The sequence below is a fragment of the Oscillatoria salina IIICB1 genome, assembly GCF_020144665.1.
Lineage (GTDB): Bacteria > Cyanobacteriota > Cyanobacteriia > Cyanobacteriales > SIO1D9 > IIICB1.
The window spans coordinates 1-20,816 of the sequence record NZ_JAAHBQ010000069.1; the positions used below are offsets into that span (position 1 = coordinate 1).

A 20,816-nucleotide genomic window follows, 5' to 3' on the forward strand; every position below is an offset into this window, starting at 1 on the left:
ACTGTTTCTGTCCCGGCGCGATCGATACAGCTTGGACACATAAAGAAACGGGTCCAATGGATGCACAAATGGAAGAAACTTTAGTGATGGCTGCGCCAATGGGACGACGAGGAACACCCGAAGAAATGGCGAATGTTTGTGCATTTTTAGCTTCGGATGAAGCGAGTTATGTTACTGGTGCATTGTGGTTAGCTGATGGTGGTGTTACTGTTGCTAAAGGTAGCGTTGGTAAGCAAACACCAGAGAATTTGCGTCAAGAACCCAAAGGTAATTTACCTTTGAAAAATTCTCACGAAGGATTAGAAAATAAACAGGTGGAAACTATTAAATAAAATTCGTGGCAATTCTTGAGAAATTATCGAGACGTAAGAGAAATTATCGAGACGTAGCAGTGCTACGTCTCTACATTCTACATAATTTTTTTCGAGTTAACGAGTTAACTCCATTGTAACGGTTCTAATTGATAATAATTTTGCAAAATTTGGTACAATTGAGGATGTTTCTGAAGTAACTGTTTTGGTTTCTCGAAAAATGTCTCGGTAGCCACAGCAAAAAACTCGGCGGGTGCAGTCGCACCATAACTATTCATGACTGTTTTTCTACCTTTTTCTACATCAAAACAAAGTTGTTGATATTCCCTAGTCATAACTTGCGTCCAAGTTTGATAATCGGCTTTTTTTTTCAGCAAAGGAACGCCATTTGCATTGCCTTTTTCTTGGTCAAGTTGATGAGCAAATTCGTGGAGAATAACATTATGTCCATCTCGCCAATTTTTAGTATCTCGTTGCACTTGTTCCCAGGATAAAACAAGTTGGTCTTTTGTCCAAGATTCCCCTAATCTAACTACTTCACTTTCGGCAACCACATAGTTACTAATTGCTGTATTTTGCTTGACAATATACGCCGTTGGATATATAATAATAGTGCGTAAGCTGGGGAAATACTTTTCTCGTTCGTTCAGTAAAAGTAAACAGGCAGTAGCCGCGATCGCCAGTTTGATTTCTGGAGTAATCTGTAAGCCTCCACAGCCAATAAATTGCTTTTCTGCGAGGAAAACTCGAATATGTCCTTGCAACCGTCGTCGCTCATCGGAATTTAGGCGATCGTAAATAGGCAGACTATTTTCGATAATAGCATTTTCTAGTGGTGACAAAAGCTTATTTCGTATCCGTTGGCGACGTTGTTTAATTAGAAAAGGATTAAGTAAGATTAGAGCGATAATCACTGAGATTATCAATAAAACTAATAGCGTTTGCATCATAATAATTTAGTAATTTATTAAGTCTATAAATTAATTCTAACTTAGAAATAAATACCGCTAGTCTTGTCGTATCGCTGATTAGTATATTTGACGATTTAGAACTTGATAAAATAAGCAATTAATGCTATTTTTAAGCGAAATATTGTTAAATTTACTGACAAATAAGTTGAGGAATGGAAAATACTAATCAATGGCAAGATTGGCTGGTTGTTTTTGGTTATTTAGGAATAACATTGCTGATTACTTGGCAAATTTTGCTGAGGAAGTAATCAAAGTATTTTAGTTTGATTATCTCTCGTTTCTCGGCTGTACAATTCACCCCTCTCGTTTCTCGGCTCTGCCGAGAAATGCCGACTGGGAGGCTCCGCCTCCATTATCCAAGAGGCAGAGCCTCGTTTAGGGTGTTCCCCGGCGGAGCCAGGGAACCAGAAACTAGGTCTTCCGCCTCCATTATCCAATTGGCAGAGCCTCGTTTAGGGTGTTCCCCGGCGGAGCCAGGGAACCAGAAATTAGGTCTTCCGCCTCCATTATCCAAGAGGCAGAGCCTCGTTTAGGGTGTTCCCCGGCGGAGCCAGGGAACCAGAAACTAGGTCTTCCGCCTCCATTATCCAATTGGCAGAGCCAGGAAACGAGAAATCTTCCCAGATTCTTCACTAAAAATGATAATTCGCTCATCTCTCAGGAAAAACTCATCTGCACTGTATTTAATAGACTTGCAGCAGTAGTTTTGCTTTATACTGACTCCATCTCTTAAAAAAGGAAAAATTCGTGACTGAAAATGTAACTAACCAAAAGCAACTATACAACGTTGAAGCAAGTGTCTTGGAACGATACCAAGCTGGTGCGAAAGAAGTACAACCGAGTTTATGCTGTCCCACTGATTATGACAAAAATTACTTAGAAATTATCCCAGAAGAAATTATTCAAAAAGATTACGGTTGTGGCGACCCAACTCTCTATGTTAGTCAGGGTGAAACTGTAGTTGATTTGGGTTCTGGTGCCGGGAAAAATTGTTATATTCTTGCGCAAAAAGTTGGCGCTGAAGGTAAGGTTATCGGTGTCGATTTTAACGATGAAATGCTAAACCTTGCCCGTAAGTATCAATCGGAAATTGCTTCTCAACTTGGATACTATAACACCAAGTTTTTCAAGGGAAAAATTCAAGATTTGCAATTAGATTTAGATTTAGCAGAAGCTTGGTTACAGCAAAATCCGATTAATTCAATGGAGGGATTAAGTAATTTTGAAGCCCAATGCGATTTGCTACGTCAGGAAGCACGTCTGATTCCAGATAATAGTGTCGATGTTGTGATTTCTAACTGTGTCCTTAATTTAGTTCGCAACGCTGACAAAAAGCAACTTTTTCAGGAAATATTTCGAGTTTTGCAGCGTGGTGGTAGAGCAGTAATTTCTGATATTGTTTGCGACGAAGATCCAACTCAAAAAATACTGAATGACCCCGATCTTTGGAGTGGTTGTATTGCGGGTGCATTTCGGGAAGATAACTTTATGAAAATGTTTGAAGATGCGGGATTTTATGGCATAGAAATCCTCAAACGTCAAGAGGAACCTTGGCAAGTTATTGACGGAATTGAGTTTCGTTCGGTAACAGTTAGGGCTTATAAAGGTAAGGAAGGGGTTTGTTTGGAACGTAACCAAACCGTAATTTATAAAGGTCCTTGGAAACAAGTTCAAGACGACGACGGACATATCTTGCGTCGGGGAGAAAGAATGGCGGTTTGTGACAAAACTTATCACATTTATACTAATCCTAATAGTCCCTATACTCAAGATGTTATCCCGGTTCCCCCTTATGAGGAAATTCCTTTAGATTCTGCTGAGGAATTTAACTGTAAGCGAACTGCAATTCGTCACCCTCAAGAAACTAAAGGTAGGGATTACAATCTGACTGTAGTTAATAGTAATGAGGGCGATTGTAGTAGCAGCAGTTGTTGTTGATTTTAACCGCAGATGGACGCAGATGAACGCAGATAGTTTTTTGTGAGCGAATGTTTAGAAGTTAGTTGAGGTTTGAAAAGTTAATATGGTTCAAGCGCATTTAGATAAAAAGTTAACGCCGTTTAAGGATAAAATTGCTGCGCCTTTAGTTAAGCAAAAAATTAGAGTTTTGCAGGTAAATTTAGGTAGGCGTTGTAATTTGGCTTGTAGTCACTGTCATGTGGAAGCGGGACCAAAACGTACTGAGGAATTATCGCCGGAAGTTTGCCAGCAATTGATTGAGTTGATTAGTCGTTTTCCGCAACTTGAAACTGTAGATTTGACTGGCGGCGCACCGGAAATGAATTATGGTTTTAGGGAGTTAGTAGGGGCAGCTAGGGCGAAAAATAAGGAGGTTATTGTTCGTTCTAATTTAACGATTTATTTTGTTGAGGGTTATCAAGATTTACCGGAATTTTTTGCGAAGAATAAGCTGAGAGTTGTTGCTTCTTTGCCTTGTTATTTAGAAGATAATGTGGACAAACAGCGTGGTGCTGGTGTTTATAATGAGTCGATTAAAGCAATAAAATTGTTGAATAGTTTGGGTTATGGTAAGCAGTCAGATTTAATTTTAGATTTGGTATATAATCCACCAATTCCTATTGCTGAAGAGAAGTTTTCGCTGCCACCAAAGCAAGAGAAGCTGGAACAAGATTATAAGATATATTTGTCAGAAAATTTTGGGATTGTGTTTAACAATTTGCTGACGATTACGAATTTGCCAATTGGGAGAACAAAGCAGTTTCTTCAGCGTTATGATTTGCACGGTTCTTATCTAAAGTTTTTAGAAAAAAATTACAATGCAAGTACGGTTGCAAGTGTAATGTGTCGCAATGAGCTTTCGATTGATTATTTAGGAAATGTTTACGATTGTGATTTTAATCAGATGGAAAATATACCTGCAAAAACTGCTGATGGTGAGGTTTTGACGGTGGCGAAGTTATTAGAAATAGGTAGTTTAGATGTAATTAAGGAAATTCAAACTCGTCCTTATTGTTATGGTTGTACTGCTGGGAGTGGTTCTAGTTGTGGTGGTTCTTTAGTTAGTTTTAAGTAGAAAAAAGATGAATTCTAAAGTGAAGTTAGGAATAGGAGCAATTGTGATTGCAGTTATAATAATTGGTGCCAAATATTTTGGGGTTTTGGAGACGGCTCAACAACTGTTAATTACTGCTTTGGAATGGATTAGAGAATTGGGACTTTGGGGAATTGTGGCGTTTGTCCTGATTTATGCGATCGCTACTGTTTTCCTAATACCTGGTTCGCTATTAACTCTCGGTGCTGGTTTCCTTTATCAAGTTATTCTTGGCTCAATTATTGTTTCAATTGCTTCTACTTTAGGGGCAAGTTTAGCGTTTTTGGTGGGGCGATATTTGGCGAGAGATAAAGTTGCTAAATTAATTGAAAGTAAGCCGAATTTTCAAGCAGTTGATGAAGCTGTAGCCAAGGAGGGCTGGAAGATTGTCGGTTTAACCAGACTTTCGCCAGTTTTTCCTTTTGTCTTTTTGAATTACGCTTTTGGAGTGACTCAAGTATCTTTAAAAGATTATGTTTTAGCTTCTTGGATTGGGATGATGCCGGGAACAATTATGTATGTTTATTTTGGCTCTCTGGCGCAAAATTTAGCTACGTTGGGAACTCAAGAACAACCGGATACACTTCAGTGGATTATCCGCATTGTGGGATTTATCGCCACAGTTGGAGTAACGGTTTATGTAACTAAAATTGCTAGGGAAGCTTTAAATCAGAAGATTGAAAATGAAGCAGAGGTAAAACAATCCTATGCTAGTGAAGAATAGAGAAAATGAAAGTCAGAATGTGGCTAAATCGCTGAAAAAGAAAGAGGTTTGGTTACAGAATTTGCAAAAGCCGCGTTGCTGGTTGGGAATAGGGCTTTTTCTTTGTACTTTACTTTGTACTATCGGTCCGTTACGAGTCATTTTTAACCAAGATTTTCTCATTCAACAGCTTACTAAGTCAGAGTTTGGGGCGATTTTCCTGTTTCTGTTTTTGTTCGTTTTCTTCACTGCGTTAGGTATCCCAGGGACAGTTTTGGCGATCGCTGGGGGCGTGGTTTTTGGTTTATTTTGGGGTACAATTTGGTCAGTAGTTGGTGCAACTCTCGGCGCGATCGCTGCTTTTTGGTTAGCTCGTTACTTACTTCATGACTGGATAAAACGCCGCTTTAGTCACTATCAAGGTTTGCAAAAATTCGAGCAAGCAATCCAAAATAAACCCTTTACTTTCACTTTGATAGTTCGTTTTGCACCAATTACTCCTTTTAATGTCGTTAATTTCCTCTTTGGTTTAACCTCAATTCATTGGTTTCCCTATTCCCTCGCTACTTTAATCGGAATTATACCCGGAACTTTACTTTATACTTGGCTGGGAGTTAGCGGAATAGAAGCTTTATCAGGCGAATCTCGCTTATCTTTTTTCCTCGCTGTAACTTTCCTCATTCTTCTATCTTTAATACCTTTATTCACTAAAAAAAATTCAACGAGGGAACAATTACATCCACCTCATTGAATTTTATAAAAAATAGAAAAAAAGTAGAGACATTTCAGGCAACGTTTCTACAAGGTAATGATGTGTAGCAAACATTTGTCTATTACAGATTACCCTAGTTAACTGTTAACTTTTCCCTGTTAACTGGTAACTGTTCACTGAAACTACCCTTTCACACAAACAACTTGCTTCAGAGTTGCCACAATTTCCACCAAATCAGATTGCTGGTTCATCACTTCATTAATCGGCTTATAAGCCCCAGGAATTTCATCTAAAACTCCTTTATCTTTGCGGCATTCAATACCTTGAGTTTGCGCGATTAAATCATCCAAAGAAAAATGCTTTTTCGCTTTATTACGAGACATTAAACGTCCCGCACCGTGAGCGCAAGAGCAATAACTATCATGGTTTCCTTTTCCTTTCACAATATAAGATTTTGCTCCCATCGATCCAGGAATAATTCCATAATCTTCGCTTGTTGCTCTCACCGCACCTTTTCTAGTAACAATCACATCTTCGCCAAAATGTACTTCTTTTTCCGCGTAATTATGATGGCAATTTACTGTTAGTAAAGGTTTGGTTTGTTTACCACCAGCGAGATGAGTTTCGACAATCCGTTTAAAACGATTCATCATCACATCTCGGTTGTAACGGGCATAATTTTGCGCCCATTGTAAGTCGCGCCAATAAGCAGCAAATTCTGGCGTTCCTGCGATAAAATAAGCTAAATCAGGATCGGGTAATTTATTAGTTGCTAATTTAGCTAATTCTTTCGCGGTACTAATATGACATTTTGCCAAAGCATTACCAATATGTCGCGAACCAGAATGTAACATTAACCAAACTTGGTTATCTGTATCCAAACAAACTTCGATAAAGTGATTTCCACCACCTAATGAACCAAGTTGTTTAATGGCTTTTTTTTCTAGGCTTTGTACGCCGGAATGAAGTTCTTTGAAATTTCGCCAACCTTGCCAATTGGTAACAGATTTTTCAACTTCTTTGTTAGCATTAAAACCCACAGGAATAGCTGCTTCGATATCTAGGCGAATTTTCTTCAGTTTGCCTTCAAGTTGTTCGCCAGTAAATGGGGTTTTAATTGCTGCCATTCCGCAACCTACATCTACACCTACAGCCGCAGGAATTACGGCATCTTTGGTAGCAATAACCGAACCAACTAAAGCCCCTTTTCCTAAGTGTACGTCGGGCATTAAAGCGACGTGCTTGAAAACAAAAGGTAAAGAGGCAACATTCTTCGCCATTTGGGTTTCTTGGGAACCAAGTTCGTGATTTGCCCAAGATAATATTGGTTTATCTGTTGATAGTTTTAATTGTGCGTATGGCATAATTTATCTAGGATTTTATTTATCTCTTATTTTTATGCTACAAAAATAATACAAAACTGTCAAGTAGTTTTGATTGAAAGTAGATAGACGTTAATATATAGTACCAAAACTCAAGCAGAAATTACGCGATCGCGTCCGGCGGCTTTAGCTCGATACAAAGCAGCATCAGCCGCTCTAATTATTGTATCGCTTGTAGTTCCGTGTTTAGGAAAGCAAGATACTCCTAAAGATACAGTAATTGCACCCAATGTTTGATAGCCATGTTGAATATCGAGATGTTTAATTGCTTGACGTATTTGTTCGGCTCGTTCTAAACTATCAACTAAACTAGCTTCCGGGAGAATCAAAATTAACTCTTCTCCACCATAGCGACAAGCAATATCCGCACTGCGAATACTAGTTTTCAAGAAATCACCCACTTTTCTTAAGACTGCATCTCCTGCTTCGTGACCAAAGGTATCGTTAAAACGTTTAAAATGGTCGATATCAATCATAATTGCACCGATTGTTTGTTGATTGCGATAAGCGCGTTGAATTTCTCTGTCTAAAGATTCTTCAAGATAACGACGATTAAATAAACCTGTGAGCGGATCGCGTATGCTTTGATTATGTAAAGTTTCTCGCAATTTCAAGTTGGCTAAAGCTAAAGCAATATGTTCGGCGAAAGTTATTGCTAAATGTCGTTTGGCATCGTCAAAGTGTTTTCTTTTTGGTGAAGATAAATAAAGCAAGCCAAAGGTTTCTCCGAGGGCAATTGTGGGAACACAAAAAGTATTAGTTTTAGGAAAATTGCCATGCAAGTGCTGACAGCGCAAACCGGAATATTGAGTATCTACTAAATGCTCTCGTCCCCTTCGTAAAGCCCAGCATTCGCAAGGTGCAAACAAACTTTTGCTATCCATTTGCTTTCCCCAAGTAGCTACTGCTTCAACTAAATTTTTCGATTCATTGAGAATAAAAACTCCTCCAGAAATGCCGGGAAAGAGAGTAGGAACGAGATCGGCAAGAGCGCTATAAGCTTCTTCTACGGAAAGACAAGATTGCAAAATTTCGCTAATTTCACCTAATAAGCAAATTTCGCGGTTATTAGTCTCTAATTTTTGGATCGATCGTCTGAGTTTTTTGTTGGTTTCTTCTAATTCTTGTTCGACTCGCTTGCGATCGCTAATATCGGTATGAACGGTAACAATACCGATAATATTGCCAGTTTGGTCTTTAATTGCATCGGCGTGCAAAAAAATTAGCCGTTTGCGCCCGCTACGATCGCACATTGTCAATTCTCCACTCCACGATTTTCCCTTGACGATCGCGTAAAATATCGCCAAATATTCTTTTTGATTGCTAAATATGGCTGCTATTCCTCCCGCAGCATTTAATTCTTCGATGGTGTATTTAAATAATTCCCCAAAAGCGGGGTTGTGATAAATAGATCTACCTGTCACTTCTGTCATCGCGATCGCTTCACTGGAACTTTCAACAGCTTTGCTAATTCGCAATAAGGCTTCTTCTAATTCTTTGCGATCGCTAATATCAATGCAGGAACCAATGTAACCAGCAAAAGTACCTGTGGATGTAAAACGAGGAACTCCAGTGTCTAAAAGCCAGCGATACTCTCCGTCAAAGCGTTTGAGGCGATATTCCATGCGAAAACTTTGACGGCTGTTAAAAGCAGAAAGATAAACATCAAGACAATGTTGGCGATCGCTGGGATGTATGTTTTCTTCCCAACCAATTCCGATTTCTTCTTCCAGAGTTCGTCCGGTAAAATCTAACCAAGGTTTGTTAAAAAAGTTGCACAGTGCATCTGTACCTGACATCCAAATCAGCACGGGTGCAGTATCAGCGAGAAGACGAAAACGCTGCTCGCTTTCGCGTAAGGCGGCTTCGGTTTCTACGCGATCGCTGATGTCATGAATTATTAAAAATAATAACTGTTTGTTTTTATATTCTATTGGTGAAGAGTGTATTTCTACCCAACGGGTTTCGGCGTTTGCACCTCTTTGTGTCAGAGTACAGCAGTTGTGATTTAAACAATTTGTGGGAAATAATTCTGACTGATTTTGTTCGTGAAGTGGTTGATTGAGATTGAAAATAGTCATTTGACGCAAGATTTCTTGAGCATAGCCGTAAAATTTCTCAGCCGCTCGATTAGCGTTGACAATTGTGCCAGTTTCTTCGTCAATTAGTAACATAATCGCATCGTGTCTTTCAAACAAAGAGCGAAACCGAATCTCGCTGTCTTGCAATGCTTTTTCGGCAGCGATGCGATCGCTAATTTCTTTTTGTAAGTTTTCGTTGGTAATACTTAATTCTCTGGTTCTTTCCGCAACTAACTCTTCGAGACGGTTATGATACTCGGTTAATTGATTTTCTGCTTTTTTGCGATCGCTAATGTCGCGACAACTATAAAGTATTGTTCCTTCTTCGATGGTAACTCGTTTCAGATTGATTAATAATGTATGCTTTTTCCCTTGTTTATCGGTGATTTCTTGCTCAATATTTCTAATTTCTCCATTGGTTTTTAATTCGGCAAACGTGAAAAATCCCTCTCCTAGTAAAGCGCTAATATTTCTGAGCATTTTTACTTCTTGAGGAGAATAACCAAAAATTATCTCAATATTTGGGCAGATAAAGGTGAAATTTCCGAGATCGTCAGTAATTAACACTGTATCGGAAATATTATTAAGAATTATTTGGTAGAGTTTTTCTGAGGAATTTAAATAAGGGTTTGCTTCTTCGATTTCTAGGTCTAAATCTTCTGACAACTTGGGACTAATATTTCTTTGCCCAACCTTATTATTAGAATTTTCCTGGCTGAAATTTCGATCGGAATTAAATTTTTGGTTAGGCATCATGTTACTCAGCTCCTATTTTTTGGTTGGATATGCTATTTTGGGGAAAAATTAAATTTTTCTAGCATAATTGGTTGAAAAAGTCGCAAAAATCTGGGAAATATGTTGACAATTATTGTCGAGGGAAAAAAAATAATGATGCTAAATTAATTAACTAAACTTTTCTGATGATGTTTGATTTCAATTTTACAAGTGAATTAAATCCTATTCAGCCAGTTTTTCTTCCCGGTTTATCACCAAGCTACTACTAGCAAAAAAAGTAAATTTTTCTCTCTTGTGAAAAATAACTGCTATAGTTTTCATTTTAGACAAATAATTAAGATTTTATTTAAAAATTTAATAATTATGAATTTATATTTTCTGAAGTTGATAATGTAAATATTTGTGAAAAAAATTAGGCGAGATTATTTGAGGGCGGACTGAATCTAGCCCGATCGCTGAAAATTGAAAAGGAACCTCAGCAAACCAGAAATCAGACCAAGGCAACCAGGGAAATTTTAGTTACAATTTGTAAAAGAGGGAACGGAAATCTCACTAAGAGCCAATCAAATAAGATTGCTAGAGTTGTCCCCCCAAACACTAAAAAAAGTTTATTGTTGTTTATCCCAGTAAAAAATATGGCAGTTGGTCAACAGACAATTTGGGAACGGTTCTTAAAACAAATCATCCGACCATTAATCGACGAAGATAAACTACGAGAATTTCACCAAAATACAGATTGGGAAACAGTAGAAGCTAACTTTAGCAACCCAAACCTAGATTATCCAGACTACTACAAATCCCAAAACTTCCACGGAGTCGAGAAAGGCTATCTTAATCCTGGCGCATCAGTATCCTACGATCCAATTACCCAATACGTTTTACCACCGAATGAAACCTGGATACGTCAAGGAGTAATCGAAGCGATCGCCGGACAACCTCGTCGTATACTTGACTTAGGCTGCGGTACGGGTTCGACGACAGTATTGCTCAAACAAGCATTTCCCGATGCAGAAGTCATCGGGCTAGACTTATCACCTTATATGTTGTTTATGGGCGATCGCAAAGCGCAACAACAAGGATTAGAAATCAAATGGGTACATGGTAACGCCGAAGCTACAGACTTGGAAGAAGCTTCCTTTGAGGTAGTGACAGCCTCATTGTTATTTCACGAAACCCCACCCGCAGTATCCAAAGCAATTTTGCGCGAAGCCTTCCGTTTGCTCAAGCCCGGAGGACAAGTTATTATTCTCGATGGCAATCAGAAAACTCTCAGACAAGTAAATTGGCTCTCAGAGATCTTTGAAGAACCCTACATCAAAGACTATGCTACTGATAGTGTCGAAGCTTGGCTGGGTGCAGCCAACTTCGAGGCGGTACAAACCAAAGATTGGTGGTGGCTAAATCAAATAACTACAGGGATCAAACCTACACCAGTCGTCGTCCATTACTCTCAATCTACCACTACATCAGAGAATGAGATTCAGGGGATGACCGCTCCCGCATTTTAAGATAAAAGCATGAGTTTAAAAGCAGTTCTGTTTAATTTCAACGGCGTAATTATTAAAGATGAGTCAATTCACCAGCAACTAATTGACGAAATTTTGCTGGCAGAAAACTTGCGTCCTAATCCTCAAGAATACTGGAAAGTCTGTTTAGGAAAAAGCGATCGCGCTTGTCTTCAGGAAATTCTCGCCCGTCGCGGACGAGTTGTCACCGAAGCCGAACTGACTAAACTAATGGAGAAAAAGGCGCAAGCTTACGTCAACCAAATCGAAGCTTTACCCGAAATACCCATTTATCCGGAAATACCAGAATTTCTCGCAAAAATTCAAGGGTTGGGACTGAAAATTGGCTTAGTTAGCGGGGCGATGAAGGCAGAAATAGAATTAGTTTGCGATCGCGCCCAAATCAAGCAATACTTCAATGTTATCGTCGCTGGCGATGAGATCCACCAAAGTAAACCCGATCCTTACTGTTATCTTTTTGCTATCGAACGTTTCAACCGCCAAGAACCTACTTTACAACTAAAGCCAGCGAACTGTTTAGCGATCGAAGATACACCAGCCGGAATTACCGCCGCTAAAAGTGCCGGAATGCAAGTCGTTGGTGTCGCCAATACTTATCCCTTTCATATGTTACAACGCCAAGCCAACTGGACAGTAGATTATCTTTCTGAGTTAGAACTAGAACGAGTCCAGCAGATTTATTCGGGAAACGCCACTTCCGTAGCTCCCAGCGAATGTTAAGATAGCAAATGACCTTGGGGAATTAGCTCAGTTGGTAGAGCGCTGCGATCGCACCGCAGAGGTCAGGGGTTCAAATCCCCTATTCTCCATTTTGTTTTTGTCTAGGGGCAGATAAGTTTTCATCTTCAATAACCAACGGATGGAATTTGATAGTTATAATTAGGTTTAGACATTCCCGTCCCTCAAGATCGATAATTATTTCTTGATTATCTCCTAAAAAACCTTTGATTTTTATGGACTTACTTCCTCAAAAGAAAAATATCCAAAAAAGCTACATTATCTGCTCTACAGGTCGTTCGGGAAGCACTCTTTTAGGTCGCTCGTTGGCACAATTGAAGTCTTGCGGTACTCCCGAAGAATATTTTCATTACAAAAGGCTTCAAGGCTTGGATTTGAAAGATAATCCTGATAAGTTTCTTGGTTACTGTAATTCGGTTTTGCAAGCAGGATTAACCTCTAATGGTGTGTTCGGAATCAAAATGCACTGGTGGCAAATGCAGGATTTTCTTAGATTAGCACGACAATCTCCTTTGTTTCAAGATAAACAAGATTTGGAAATCTTAAATTATTTTTTTCCTAATTTGAAATTTATCTATATTTGGCGAAAAGATCTGGTTGCACAAGCTGTCTCGACAACAATCGCACTGCAAACAGATGTCTGGGAACAAAGTAGTCAGAGTGAAACTACACAGCAAAAAGAAAATTTTTCGCTGAAATTTCAACCTCTAAAAATTTATCGTTGGGAACAAAAGTTTAAAGACCAAAATCGACGTTGGCGGGAGTTTTTTAGAGAAAATAATTTGGATTATTACGAGATTACTAACAAAAAACTGATCGGTTTTTTTGAAGAAGAAATTAGAAATATTGTTGCTTATTTAGGTGTTGATGAATCTTTGCTTCCTGACAAAATTGAAATGGCAACGAAAAGTCAATCTACTAAGATAAATAAGCAATTTATTCGCGATTATCGCAGGTTGCCTAAGTTGTTGCTGAAAATAGCTAACAAGATTGTTCGTCAGCTAAATTAATGATGACTTTTGATGATAATCTTTATTTAACCCTGAGTTAAGATTTCTTCGCTCCAGAATGATTAATTTTGAGCGAATGTAATATTTGATACAGATTTGTGAGAATACTTACTGGATTTTAGAGAAAAATGAGCTTTTTTATGTTTTATTAGCGATTTGTTTAAGCTTTGGTAACTCTTGTTGCATCTTGTATAATCTCGTCAAAGGCGATCGCGGGATCGGTTATTCTGGGATAGAGAACAAAAATCTTAAAAGATTATTAAGAATATGTTACTCTTGCTAGTAAGCAGAAAAAATCCTGTCTTGGCTAGTTTCGAGCAGCACCTTTGAGTTCTTCAACTACAGGAGACAAAATGACACCGACAATGTTACGTCAAATCTGGTCATTAGTAGAAAGCCAAAAATCATACATTCTCCTGAAGCAGGATGACGAAAGCTTGATTGATTGGCTAATTGGTCAACTGCAAAAGCAGCGATCGCTCAATCCAGACGAAATTCACTTGATGAATGATTATTTGCACGATAGGTTATCTCTGATCAAGGATTTAGTCCATCAGCCTTAGCCAGTTATCACTCCTTCCTTTTCCGCAAATACCAGCCAATATTTTCCCTCTTCAACTTAGGGCGATCGCACTTCTCTTCATTTAACTATCTTCGCGGCGATCGTCCTAGCTTTTTTGACTAAATGTAAAGAAAATAACAAAAATCTTGTCAAATTGACTCAATTATGTATCAAGAAAAACTCCAACTAGAGAAGACAAAACCGTGACAAAAGCAACTATCTAGAGTGTTATAACTTTATTAACTTGTTTACAGTTAATACAAATCAAGAAAATCTATGCACAAATGGAGTTCCCTACTGCTAGCCGTCACACTTTTAGTCGCTCCGCTATCGGCTTGCGGTAGTTCATCAGATACGACTTCAGGAGGCAACAGTCGTCTAGACGTTGTGAAAGGTCGTGGCGAACTGGTTTGTGGAGTAGATGGCAGCATTCCTGGATTCAGTTATCTAGATGAAAACGGCGAATACTCAGGACTAGACGTAGATATTTGTCGCGCTGTAGCTGCCGCTTTATTCGACGATCCGAACGCAGTCCAATTTCGGAACCTCGACTCAACAGAACGTTTTGAAGCCCTCAAAGGCGGCGAAGTCGATATGCTTTCGCGAAATACCACCTGGACAATTAGCCGCGATACAGCGATCGGCATGGAATTTGCACCCACAACTTTTTATGACGGTCAAGGGATGATGGTACGCACAGACAGCAATATTCAATCTTTAGAAGACTTTGAAGGAAAATCGATCTGCGTCGAAGCCGGAACCACTACCGAATTAAATTTAACCGATAATATGCGCGAATTAGGCGTTAACTTTGAACCCGTGACCTATCAACAAGCAGACCCCGCCTATGCAGCTTACGCTGAAGGTCGTTGTCAAGGGATGACCTCAGATAAATCTCAATTAATCGCCCGTCGCAGTACCCTACCCAACCCCGACGACCACATCCTTTTAGATATCACCATGTCTAAAGAACCCCTCGGACCCGTTACAGTCGATAACGACTCAGCTTGGTTTGATACCGTCAAATGGGTAACTTATGCTTTAGTAGAAGCCGAAGAATTAGGCATAACTCAAGAAAACTTAGCAGAAATGAAAGAAAGCCAAGACCCCACCATTAGGCGTTTTCTTGGTATCGAAGGTACTTTAGGTGAAGATATGGGACTACCTAACGATTTTGCCGCTCGTGTAGTCAATCATATCGGTAACTACGGTGAAGTTTACGATCGCAACCTCGGTGCAGATTCCCAATTTAATTTAGAACGCGGTTTAAATGACCTCTGGAAAAATGGCGGTTTGCTTTATTCTCCTCCCTTCCGTTAAATATTGGGGATTGGGTGTCAGTGAACAGTTACCAGGGAACAGTTAACAGTTAGCAGTTATCAGCGAATAGTTAGCAGTTTATCCTCACCCTCTCCTTTAACTTCTTAGTAAGTAATAACTAAATAATGACCGATCAAGAACAAAAAATTCCTCTTTGGCGAGACGATCGCTTCTGGCGCATTGCCGGACAAGTTATCGTAGTTATCGGTGTAATAGCTTTCTTCGGGATACTAGGTAGCAACCTAGTCCGCAATTTACAGCAAGCAGGAATCGGTTTTAGCTTTGAGTTTTTGGGTAATAACGCTTCTTTTGCGATTAGCGAAAGCGTAATTCCTTATAATCCTTCCCTAGACTCCTACAGTCGAGTTTTAATGGCTGGACTCCTCAACACGCTACGGATAGCAATTTCAGGAATTATTCTCACGACAATAGTGGGGATTTTTGCAGGAATAGCTCAATTTTCCGACAATTGGTTATTGCGCAAGCTGAGTGTAATTTATATCGAAATCGTCCGAAACACGCCTCTGCTACTGCAATTATTATTTTGGTACGCGATGTTCTTACAACTACCATCAGTTGAAGAAAAATTTGACCTAGCAGGGATAATCTTTCTAAGTAAGCGAGGAATTAACCTACCTTTTCCAGCTTCTCCCCAAATTTGGTTATGGTTAGCAGCATTGGTTGTCACTGCGATCGCGGCTTTTTTCCTCTGGCAATGGCGTACTAAAATTATTGTTGAGCAAGGTCAATCCGGTCAACCGCAGTTAATTACTTTGTGGCTAACAGTAATAACCGCGATCCTCATTATAGTCTTTGGTTTTGGTTGGCAAGCACCTCAATCCCCCGAACCAGGAACTATTGAAACTGGACTACGCTTATCGATTGAATTTACTTCCTTACTCATGGGATTAGTCTTCTATACTGGCGCTTTTATTGCCGAAATCGTCCGTGCTGGCATACAATCTGTACCCAAAGGGCAATGGGAAGCTGCACGTTCTTTAGGCTTAAAATCTGGCTTAGTCATGCGTCTAGTTGTCTTTCCTCAAGCCTTGCGGGTCATCATACCACCTTTAAATAGCCAATACCTCAACCTAGTCAAAAACTCCAGTTTAGCGATCGCTGTAGCCTATCCAGATCTTTATAATGTCGCGAATACTACATTCAACCAAACTGGACGAGTAATCCAAGTAATCTTAATTATTATGATTACCTATCTCTTGTTAAACCTAATTATATCTTTGCTTATGAATTTGCTGAACATCTCTGTACAGTTGAAAGAAAGATAAACCAGCCACCAATGACAACTGTAAATACTCAAAAACCCGATCTTTCTCCACCACCTGCAACCCAAACCAATCCTCTTACTTGGCTGCAAAAAAACCTCTTTAGCACCTGGTATAACAGTTTAATTACCCTAACTATTTTTGCTGTTTTTTTTCAATTTTTTAAAGGTTTTCTGACCTGGGCAACTACGCAAGCAAAATGGACTGTAATCCCCGCTAATTTATCCTTATTTTTTGTTGGCAGATTTCCCAAAGACGAATATTGGCGTTTGTGGCTAATTCTCGCAGTAATTATTTTCCTATCCGGATTAACTTGGGGAACTTTAGCCAGAAATAGTCCCAAATTATTTAGCATAAATAGTTTAATCGGTTTGACTGTAACTGGCTTAGTTATTTTAACTATAACTGGATTGATTGTCGTCTTACTACCAATCTCAATAACTTACCGCTTATTGTTATTAGCAATGGTAGTTTTCCTTGTAGTTACTGCTTGGGTAGGGAAACAAGTAGCTAAAAAAACACCTAATTTAGTTAATTGGCTTCCTTTAGCTTGGTTTCTCTCCTTTTTTATCGTCCTTTGGTTAATGACAGGTGGATTAATTCTCGACAACGTATCAACTAATGACTGGGGGGGATTACTCTTAACAGTATATATGGCAGTAGTAGGAATTGTTTTGTCTCTACCTTTTGGGATTTTATTAGCCCTAGGAAGACAAAGCACTTTACCAGTAATTTGTTGGCTTTGTAGATTATACATTGAAATAATTCGAGGCGTACCACTAATTACAATTTTATTTATGGGACAAGTCATGCTTCCCTTTTTCTTACCCGCAGACTGGCGACCAGACCGCGTATTAAGAGCTATAGTAGGTTTAACAATGTTTAGTGCTGCTTATTTAGCAGAAAATGTTCGGGGTGGTCTACAATCAATTCCTAGAGGACAATCAGAAGCAGCTAAAGCATTGGGATTGAATACACCTTTGACTTTAATTTTAATTGTTTTACCTCAAGCGATTAAGTCAGTGATTCCAGCAATTGTCGGTCAATTTATTGGTTTGTTCCAAGATACAACTTTACTCGCTATTGTGGGTTTGGTGGAGTTATTAGGAATTAGTCGTTCTATTTTAGCAAATCCTCGTTATATCGGTCGCTATGCTGAGGTTTATTTGTTTATTGGGGTTATTTATTGGCTAATTTGTTTTGCTATGTCTCAAGGAAGTAAACGTTTAGAAAGGCAGTTAAATATCGAGCGCAATTGAAATTAATTTTAGTTAAAATTGTTACATTAAGATGGAATTTAAGGATAAAATATGGTGTATAATTCTGCTTTAAAATCAATTAAAATATGTCGCAAAGACGCATTCGGCGGAGCCGTTCTCGCTTCGAGTAGGCGCAAAGTTTTTAGACCATAAATTTGCTCATGAATTAGAGTGGACGCTAAGAGGAATTGGGGATATTTTAAGTGTTTTTTCTAAAGTTGTTTGCGGATTTGTCTGACAATTTGGTGGATTAGTGTAGGCTGGTGATTTTAACTTAGCTGAAATATCTCGCAAAGGCTCATTCGGCAAAGCCGTTCTCATTCCCCGAAAGGGTTCTTAAAGAGTAGAGTAGACGCCAAGTTTTTTGCCCGGAATTAGAAGATTAGTTTTAACTTGGGAAAGGATGAATAAAAGGTAAATAAGAATTTAGTAAGGAGATTGAAGTGATGATTAATGAAAAACCAGCTACTCTAATTGAAGATGAATTTCCGGGAGAGGAAAGAGAAAAGGCGATTATTGCTAGTGAAGTTCATAAATGGTATGCAAGCAATAATTTTTATGTTTTGCGCGGTGTAAGCTTGTCAGTTAACCGAGGAGAAGTAGTAGTAATTATGGGACCTTCGGGTTCGGGAAAATCTACATTTATTCGGACATTTAATGCGTTAGAAGCTTATCAAAAAGGTCAAATAATTATTGATGGAATCGAACTTTCCCACGATTTGAAAAATATTGATGCAATTAGAAGAGAAGTGGGAATGGTATTTCAACAATTTAATTTATTCCCCCACATGACTGTGCTACAAAATGTGACTTTAGCACCGATTTGGGTACGTCGGTGGAAAAAGGCAGAAGCAGAGGCGATCGCGATGCAATTGCTGGAAAAAGTTGGTATCCTGGAACAAGCGAAAAAGTATCCGGGACAACTATCTGGGGGACAACAGCAAAGAGTGGCGATCGCGCGCGCTTTAGCGATGAAACCAAAAATTATGCTTTTTGACGAACCCACTTCCGCACTCGATCCCGAAATGGTAAGAGAAGTTTTGGATACTATGCGATCGCTAGCCGCAGAGGGAATGACTATGGTTTGTGTAAGTCATGAAGTGGGTTTCGCTCGTGAGGTGGCTGATAGGGTAGTATTAATGGCTGATGGGCTATTAGTGGAAGAAGCACCCCCAGAAGAATTTTTCAACAACCCAAAACACGATCGCACCCAACAATTTTTATCTCAAATTTTGTAGTTATTGGGGAATGGGGATTGGGGACCCTTGGATTGGTGACTGGGAATTAGGGATTGGGAATCAGTAGTTATCAGTTTATCCAGCAATTCCTCCTTGTCTCCCAAGTCTCCCCCCTCCTCATTGTCTTCCCCCTCTCCCAAGTCTCCCCCCTCTCTACTCTTCCTCCTCAAAGGGGGGAAAGTCTTGAGGTGGTATCGTATCTAAGGATTCCTCAGATTCATCCACAGGAGATTCGATCGCTGTTTTTGGAGAAGTGGTTTGAGGAGGTATTTTTTCCTTAGAGAGGAGATTAGAAACCAAGAAATAGCCAAAAAAAGCAGGTAAAGCAATCGTGAGAATACCAGCGATCGCTGTTAAGAAGGTTACGATCTTTGATGACAAGCCGTAGTAAGAACGATAAGGATCGAAAGGAAGATTTTCCGTATCGATCAAATCTCGCATCGCTATCAGTCGCTTAAAACGCACGCGGCGATCGTCAAGCTTTTCTAACAAAATCCAACCTGCTAAAGCTTCTTCTTGACAAAGTTGACGAAAAATAGCTGGATCGGCAAACAAATTACTACTCGATCGCACAATTTTAAATTCCCAACCTACCAAACGCAGATCTGAGTCAGGAGAGTCAATATTATCCAGCGATCGCGGGTTAGTAAGAGTCGGCTGTGGAGATTCAAAGCAAGTCAAAGTTTCTTCCTCCGGATCTTGTTGACGAGAAAATAACTGCGGTTGTAAGGTAGCAAGTTTGTTAAAGACAGAATGCAGCCATTGATTCGCCTCAGCAGTGCGATTACCCAAACTATTAAACAGCCAATGACTCATCTTAACCATTAACAGGCAAATAACCTTCAATTAAAAAATCTGGTTCTACAGAGTGCAGAGTCAACCTTGACAACTGTAAAGCTTGGGTCATTTTTTCCAGCCCTAAATCTCCTACTGGCGAAGGAGCAACCTTACCGCCAACAATTTTCGGAGCAACAAAAGCCATAACTTTTTGCACTGCGCCAGCCGCGATCGCGCTAGCTGCTAAAGTACCCCCACATTCCCATAACACGCTAGAAAGTTGTCGTTCGTACAAGTATTTCATCACCTCACCTGGTGTTAAAGGTGTTAACTCCACTACCTCCACACCCTTTTTCCGCAAAGCCTGTTGCAAATCCGGATTAATACCTGTTTCCGTCAACAGTAAAGTTGGCGCTTCATCAACAGAAAACAAATAAGAATCAACAGGTAAATCTAAACTACGACTCATAACTACTCGTAAAGGATTGCGAGCATTACTATCATGAGTAGTCAAATGAGGATTATCCAAGCGTACCGTATTACCGCCCACGATGACCGCATCCGAAGCCGCTCGTAACTGATGCACCCGATGACGTGCTTTTTCACCAGTCACCCAAGCACTATGACCAGTATTAGTAGCAATTTTGCCATCTAAAGTCATCGCGTACTTTAAAATACCAAACGGACGCTGGTAGAGGACTCGATGGATAAAAGCTTCATTTAACTTCTGACAAATTTCTGATTCCACCCCAACCACAACTTCAATCCCTGCTGCCCTTAGCCGCTCAATGCCACCCCCAGAAACACGAGGATCGGGGTCTACCATGCCGACAACCACTTTCGCCACTCCAGCCGCAATTAAAGCCTCAGTACAAGGTGGAGTTCTACCATAGTGATTGCAAGGTTCTAAACTCACATAAACCGTTGCTGCGCGAGCCAACTCACCAGCATCTTGCAGAGCAAAAACTTCCGCATGAGGTTGACCTGCTTGGGGATGAAATCCTTCGCCAACAATTTTACCGTCTTGGACAACCACAGCACCCACCAAAGGATTAGGAGAAGTTTTTCCCAAGCCCAGACGAGCTAGTTCGACACACCGTAGCATCATTTGGCGGTCAAAAGAAGCGATCGCTTTGTTCTCAGTCGTCATTAGTCT

18 protein-coding genes and 1 tRNA gene are annotated in these 20,816 nt (G+C 39.7%); 14 read left to right on the forward strand and 5 right to left on the reverse strand.

The window, feature by feature from the left end:
* A partial coding sequence (locus tag G3T18_RS18870) for an SDR family oxidoreductase (protein ID WP_224412135.1) occupies positions 1 to 332 on the forward strand: 332 nt, incomplete at its 5' end.
* A 104-nt stretch (positions 333 to 436) separates the two neighbouring features.
* Here the strand turns inward: G3T18_RS18870 and G3T18_RS18875 are convergent.
* Positions 437 to 1,261 carry a M90 family metallopeptidase gene (locus G3T18_RS18875; protein ID WP_224412136.1) on the reverse strand — a complete coding sequence of 275 codons (825 nt, stop codon included), beginning with the start codon at positions 1,259 to 1,261 and terminating at the stop codon, positions 437 to 439.
* Between the two features lie 768 nt (positions 1,262 to 2,029).
* Here G3T18_RS18875 and G3T18_RS18880 point away from each other — a divergent pair.
* From G3T18_RS18880 to G3T18_RS18895, 4 genes are all read left to right on the forward strand, one after another.
* A complete protein-coding gene (locus G3T18_RS18880; protein ID WP_224412137.1) occupies positions 2,030 to 3,220 on the forward strand; it encodes a methyltransferase domain-containing protein in 1,191 nt (396 codons plus the stop codon).
* Between the two features lie 85 nt (positions 3,221 to 3,305).
* Positions 3,306 to 4,316, forward strand: coding sequence for an arsenosugar biosynthesis radical SAM (seleno)protein ArsS (arsS, locus tag G3T18_RS18885; protein ID WP_224412138.1), 1,011 nt, complete (start codon positions 3,306 to 3,308; stop codon positions 4,314 to 4,316).
* A 7-nt stretch (positions 4,317 to 4,323) separates the two neighbouring features.
* On the forward strand, positions 4,324 to 5,058 hold the full coding sequence (locus tag G3T18_RS18890; protein WP_224412139.1) for a TVP38/TMEM64 family protein: 735 nt from the start codon (positions 4,324 to 4,326) through the stop codon (positions 5,056 to 5,058).
* On the forward strand, positions 5,042 to 5,788 hold the full coding sequence (locus G3T18_RS18895; protein ID WP_224412140.1) for a TVP38/TMEM64 family protein: 747 nt from the start codon (positions 5,042 to 5,044) through the stop codon (positions 5,786 to 5,788). Before G3T18_RS18890 ends, G3T18_RS18895 begins: the two co-directional genes overlap by 17 nt.
* Before the next feature lie 143 nt (positions 5,789 to 5,931).
* Here the strand turns inward: G3T18_RS18895 and G3T18_RS18900 are convergent, their stop codons facing one another.
* Together G3T18_RS18900 and G3T18_RS18905 are read right to left on the reverse strand one after the other, a co-directional pair.
* Positions 5,932 to 7,113: an RtcB family protein gene (locus G3T18_RS18900; protein ID WP_224412141.1), complete on the reverse strand. Its 1,182-nt coding sequence runs from the start codon at positions 7,111 to 7,113 to the stop codon at positions 5,932 to 5,934.
* Between the two features lie 110 nt (positions 7,114 to 7,223).
* Positions 7,224 to 9,968 (reverse strand): PAS domain S-box protein, encoded by a 2,745-nt coding sequence (locus G3T18_RS18905; protein WP_224412142.1) that lies wholly within the window; start codon positions 9,966 to 9,968, stop codon positions 7,224 to 7,226.
* A 614-nt stretch (positions 9,969 to 10,582) separates the two neighbouring features.
* On the opposite strand from G3T18_RS18905, the gene G3T18_RS18910 reads away from it, so the two are divergent.
* The 9 genes from G3T18_RS18910 (at position 10,583) to G3T18_RS18950 (ending at position 18,883) form a co-directional block, all read left to right on the forward strand.
* Positions 10,583 to 11,455, forward strand: a complete 873-nt coding sequence (locus tag G3T18_RS18910; protein WP_224412143.1) for a class I SAM-dependent methyltransferase — start codon at positions 10,583 to 10,585, stop codon at positions 11,453 to 11,455.
* A gap of 9 nt (positions 11,456 to 11,464) precedes the next feature.
* Entirely contained in the window at positions 11,465 to 12,193 is a 729-nt protein-coding gene (locus G3T18_RS18915; RefSeq protein ID WP_224412144.1) for an HAD family hydrolase, read from the forward strand.
* Positions 12,194 to 12,209: 16 nt separating this feature from the next.
* Positions 12,210 to 12,282, forward strand: a tRNA-Ala gene (locus G3T18_RS18920).
* 144 nt (positions 12,283 to 12,426) lie between these two features.
* Complete coding sequence (locus G3T18_RS18925) at positions 12,427 to 13,221, forward strand: Stf0 family sulfotransferase (RefSeq protein WP_224412145.1); 795 nt, start codon at positions 12,427 to 12,429, stop codon at positions 13,219 to 13,221.
* Between the two features lie 353 nt (positions 13,222 to 13,574).
* On the forward strand, positions 13,575 to 13,784 hold the full coding sequence (locus tag G3T18_RS18930; RefSeq protein WP_224412146.1) for a hypothetical protein: 210 nt from the start codon (positions 13,575 to 13,577) through the stop codon (positions 13,782 to 13,784).
* Positions 13,785 to 14,059: 275 nt separating this feature from the next.
* On the forward strand, positions 14,060 to 15,103 hold the full coding sequence (locus G3T18_RS18935; protein WP_224412147.1) for an amino acid ABC transporter substrate-binding protein: 1,044 nt from the start codon (positions 14,060 to 14,062) through the stop codon (positions 15,101 to 15,103).
* Between the two features lie 122 nt (positions 15,104 to 15,225).
* On the forward strand, positions 15,226 to 16,389 hold the full coding sequence (locus G3T18_RS18940) for an amino acid ABC transporter permease (RefSeq protein WP_224412162.1): 1,164 nt from the start codon (positions 15,226 to 15,228) through the stop codon (positions 16,387 to 16,389).
* Between the two features lie 11 nt (positions 16,390 to 16,400).
* On the forward strand, positions 16,401 to 17,645 hold the full coding sequence (locus G3T18_RS18945) for an amino acid ABC transporter permease (protein WP_224412148.1): 1,245 nt from the start codon (positions 16,401 to 16,403) through the stop codon (positions 17,643 to 17,645).
* A 446-nt stretch (positions 17,646 to 18,091) separates the two neighbouring features.
* Entirely contained in the window at positions 18,092 to 18,883 is a 792-nt protein-coding gene (locus G3T18_RS18950) for an amino acid ABC transporter ATP-binding protein (RefSeq protein ID WP_224412149.1), read from the forward strand.
* A gap of 153 nt (positions 18,884 to 19,036) precedes the next feature.
* Here the strand turns inward: G3T18_RS18950 and G3T18_RS18955 are convergent, their stop codons facing one another.
* Entirely contained in the window at positions 19,037 to 19,699 is a 663-nt protein-coding gene (locus G3T18_RS18955) for a hypothetical protein (protein WP_224412150.1), read from the reverse strand.
* A gap of 1 nt (position 19,700) precedes the next feature.
* Positions 19,701 to 20,810 (reverse strand): bifunctional diaminohydroxyphosphoribosylaminopyrimidine deaminase/5-amino-6-(5-phosphoribosylamino)uracil reductase RibD, encoded by a 1,110-nt coding sequence (ribD, locus tag G3T18_RS18960; protein ID WP_224412151.1) that lies wholly within the window; start codon positions 20,808 to 20,810, stop codon positions 19,701 to 19,703.
* Positions 20,811 to 20,816: the final 6 nt, after the last annotated feature.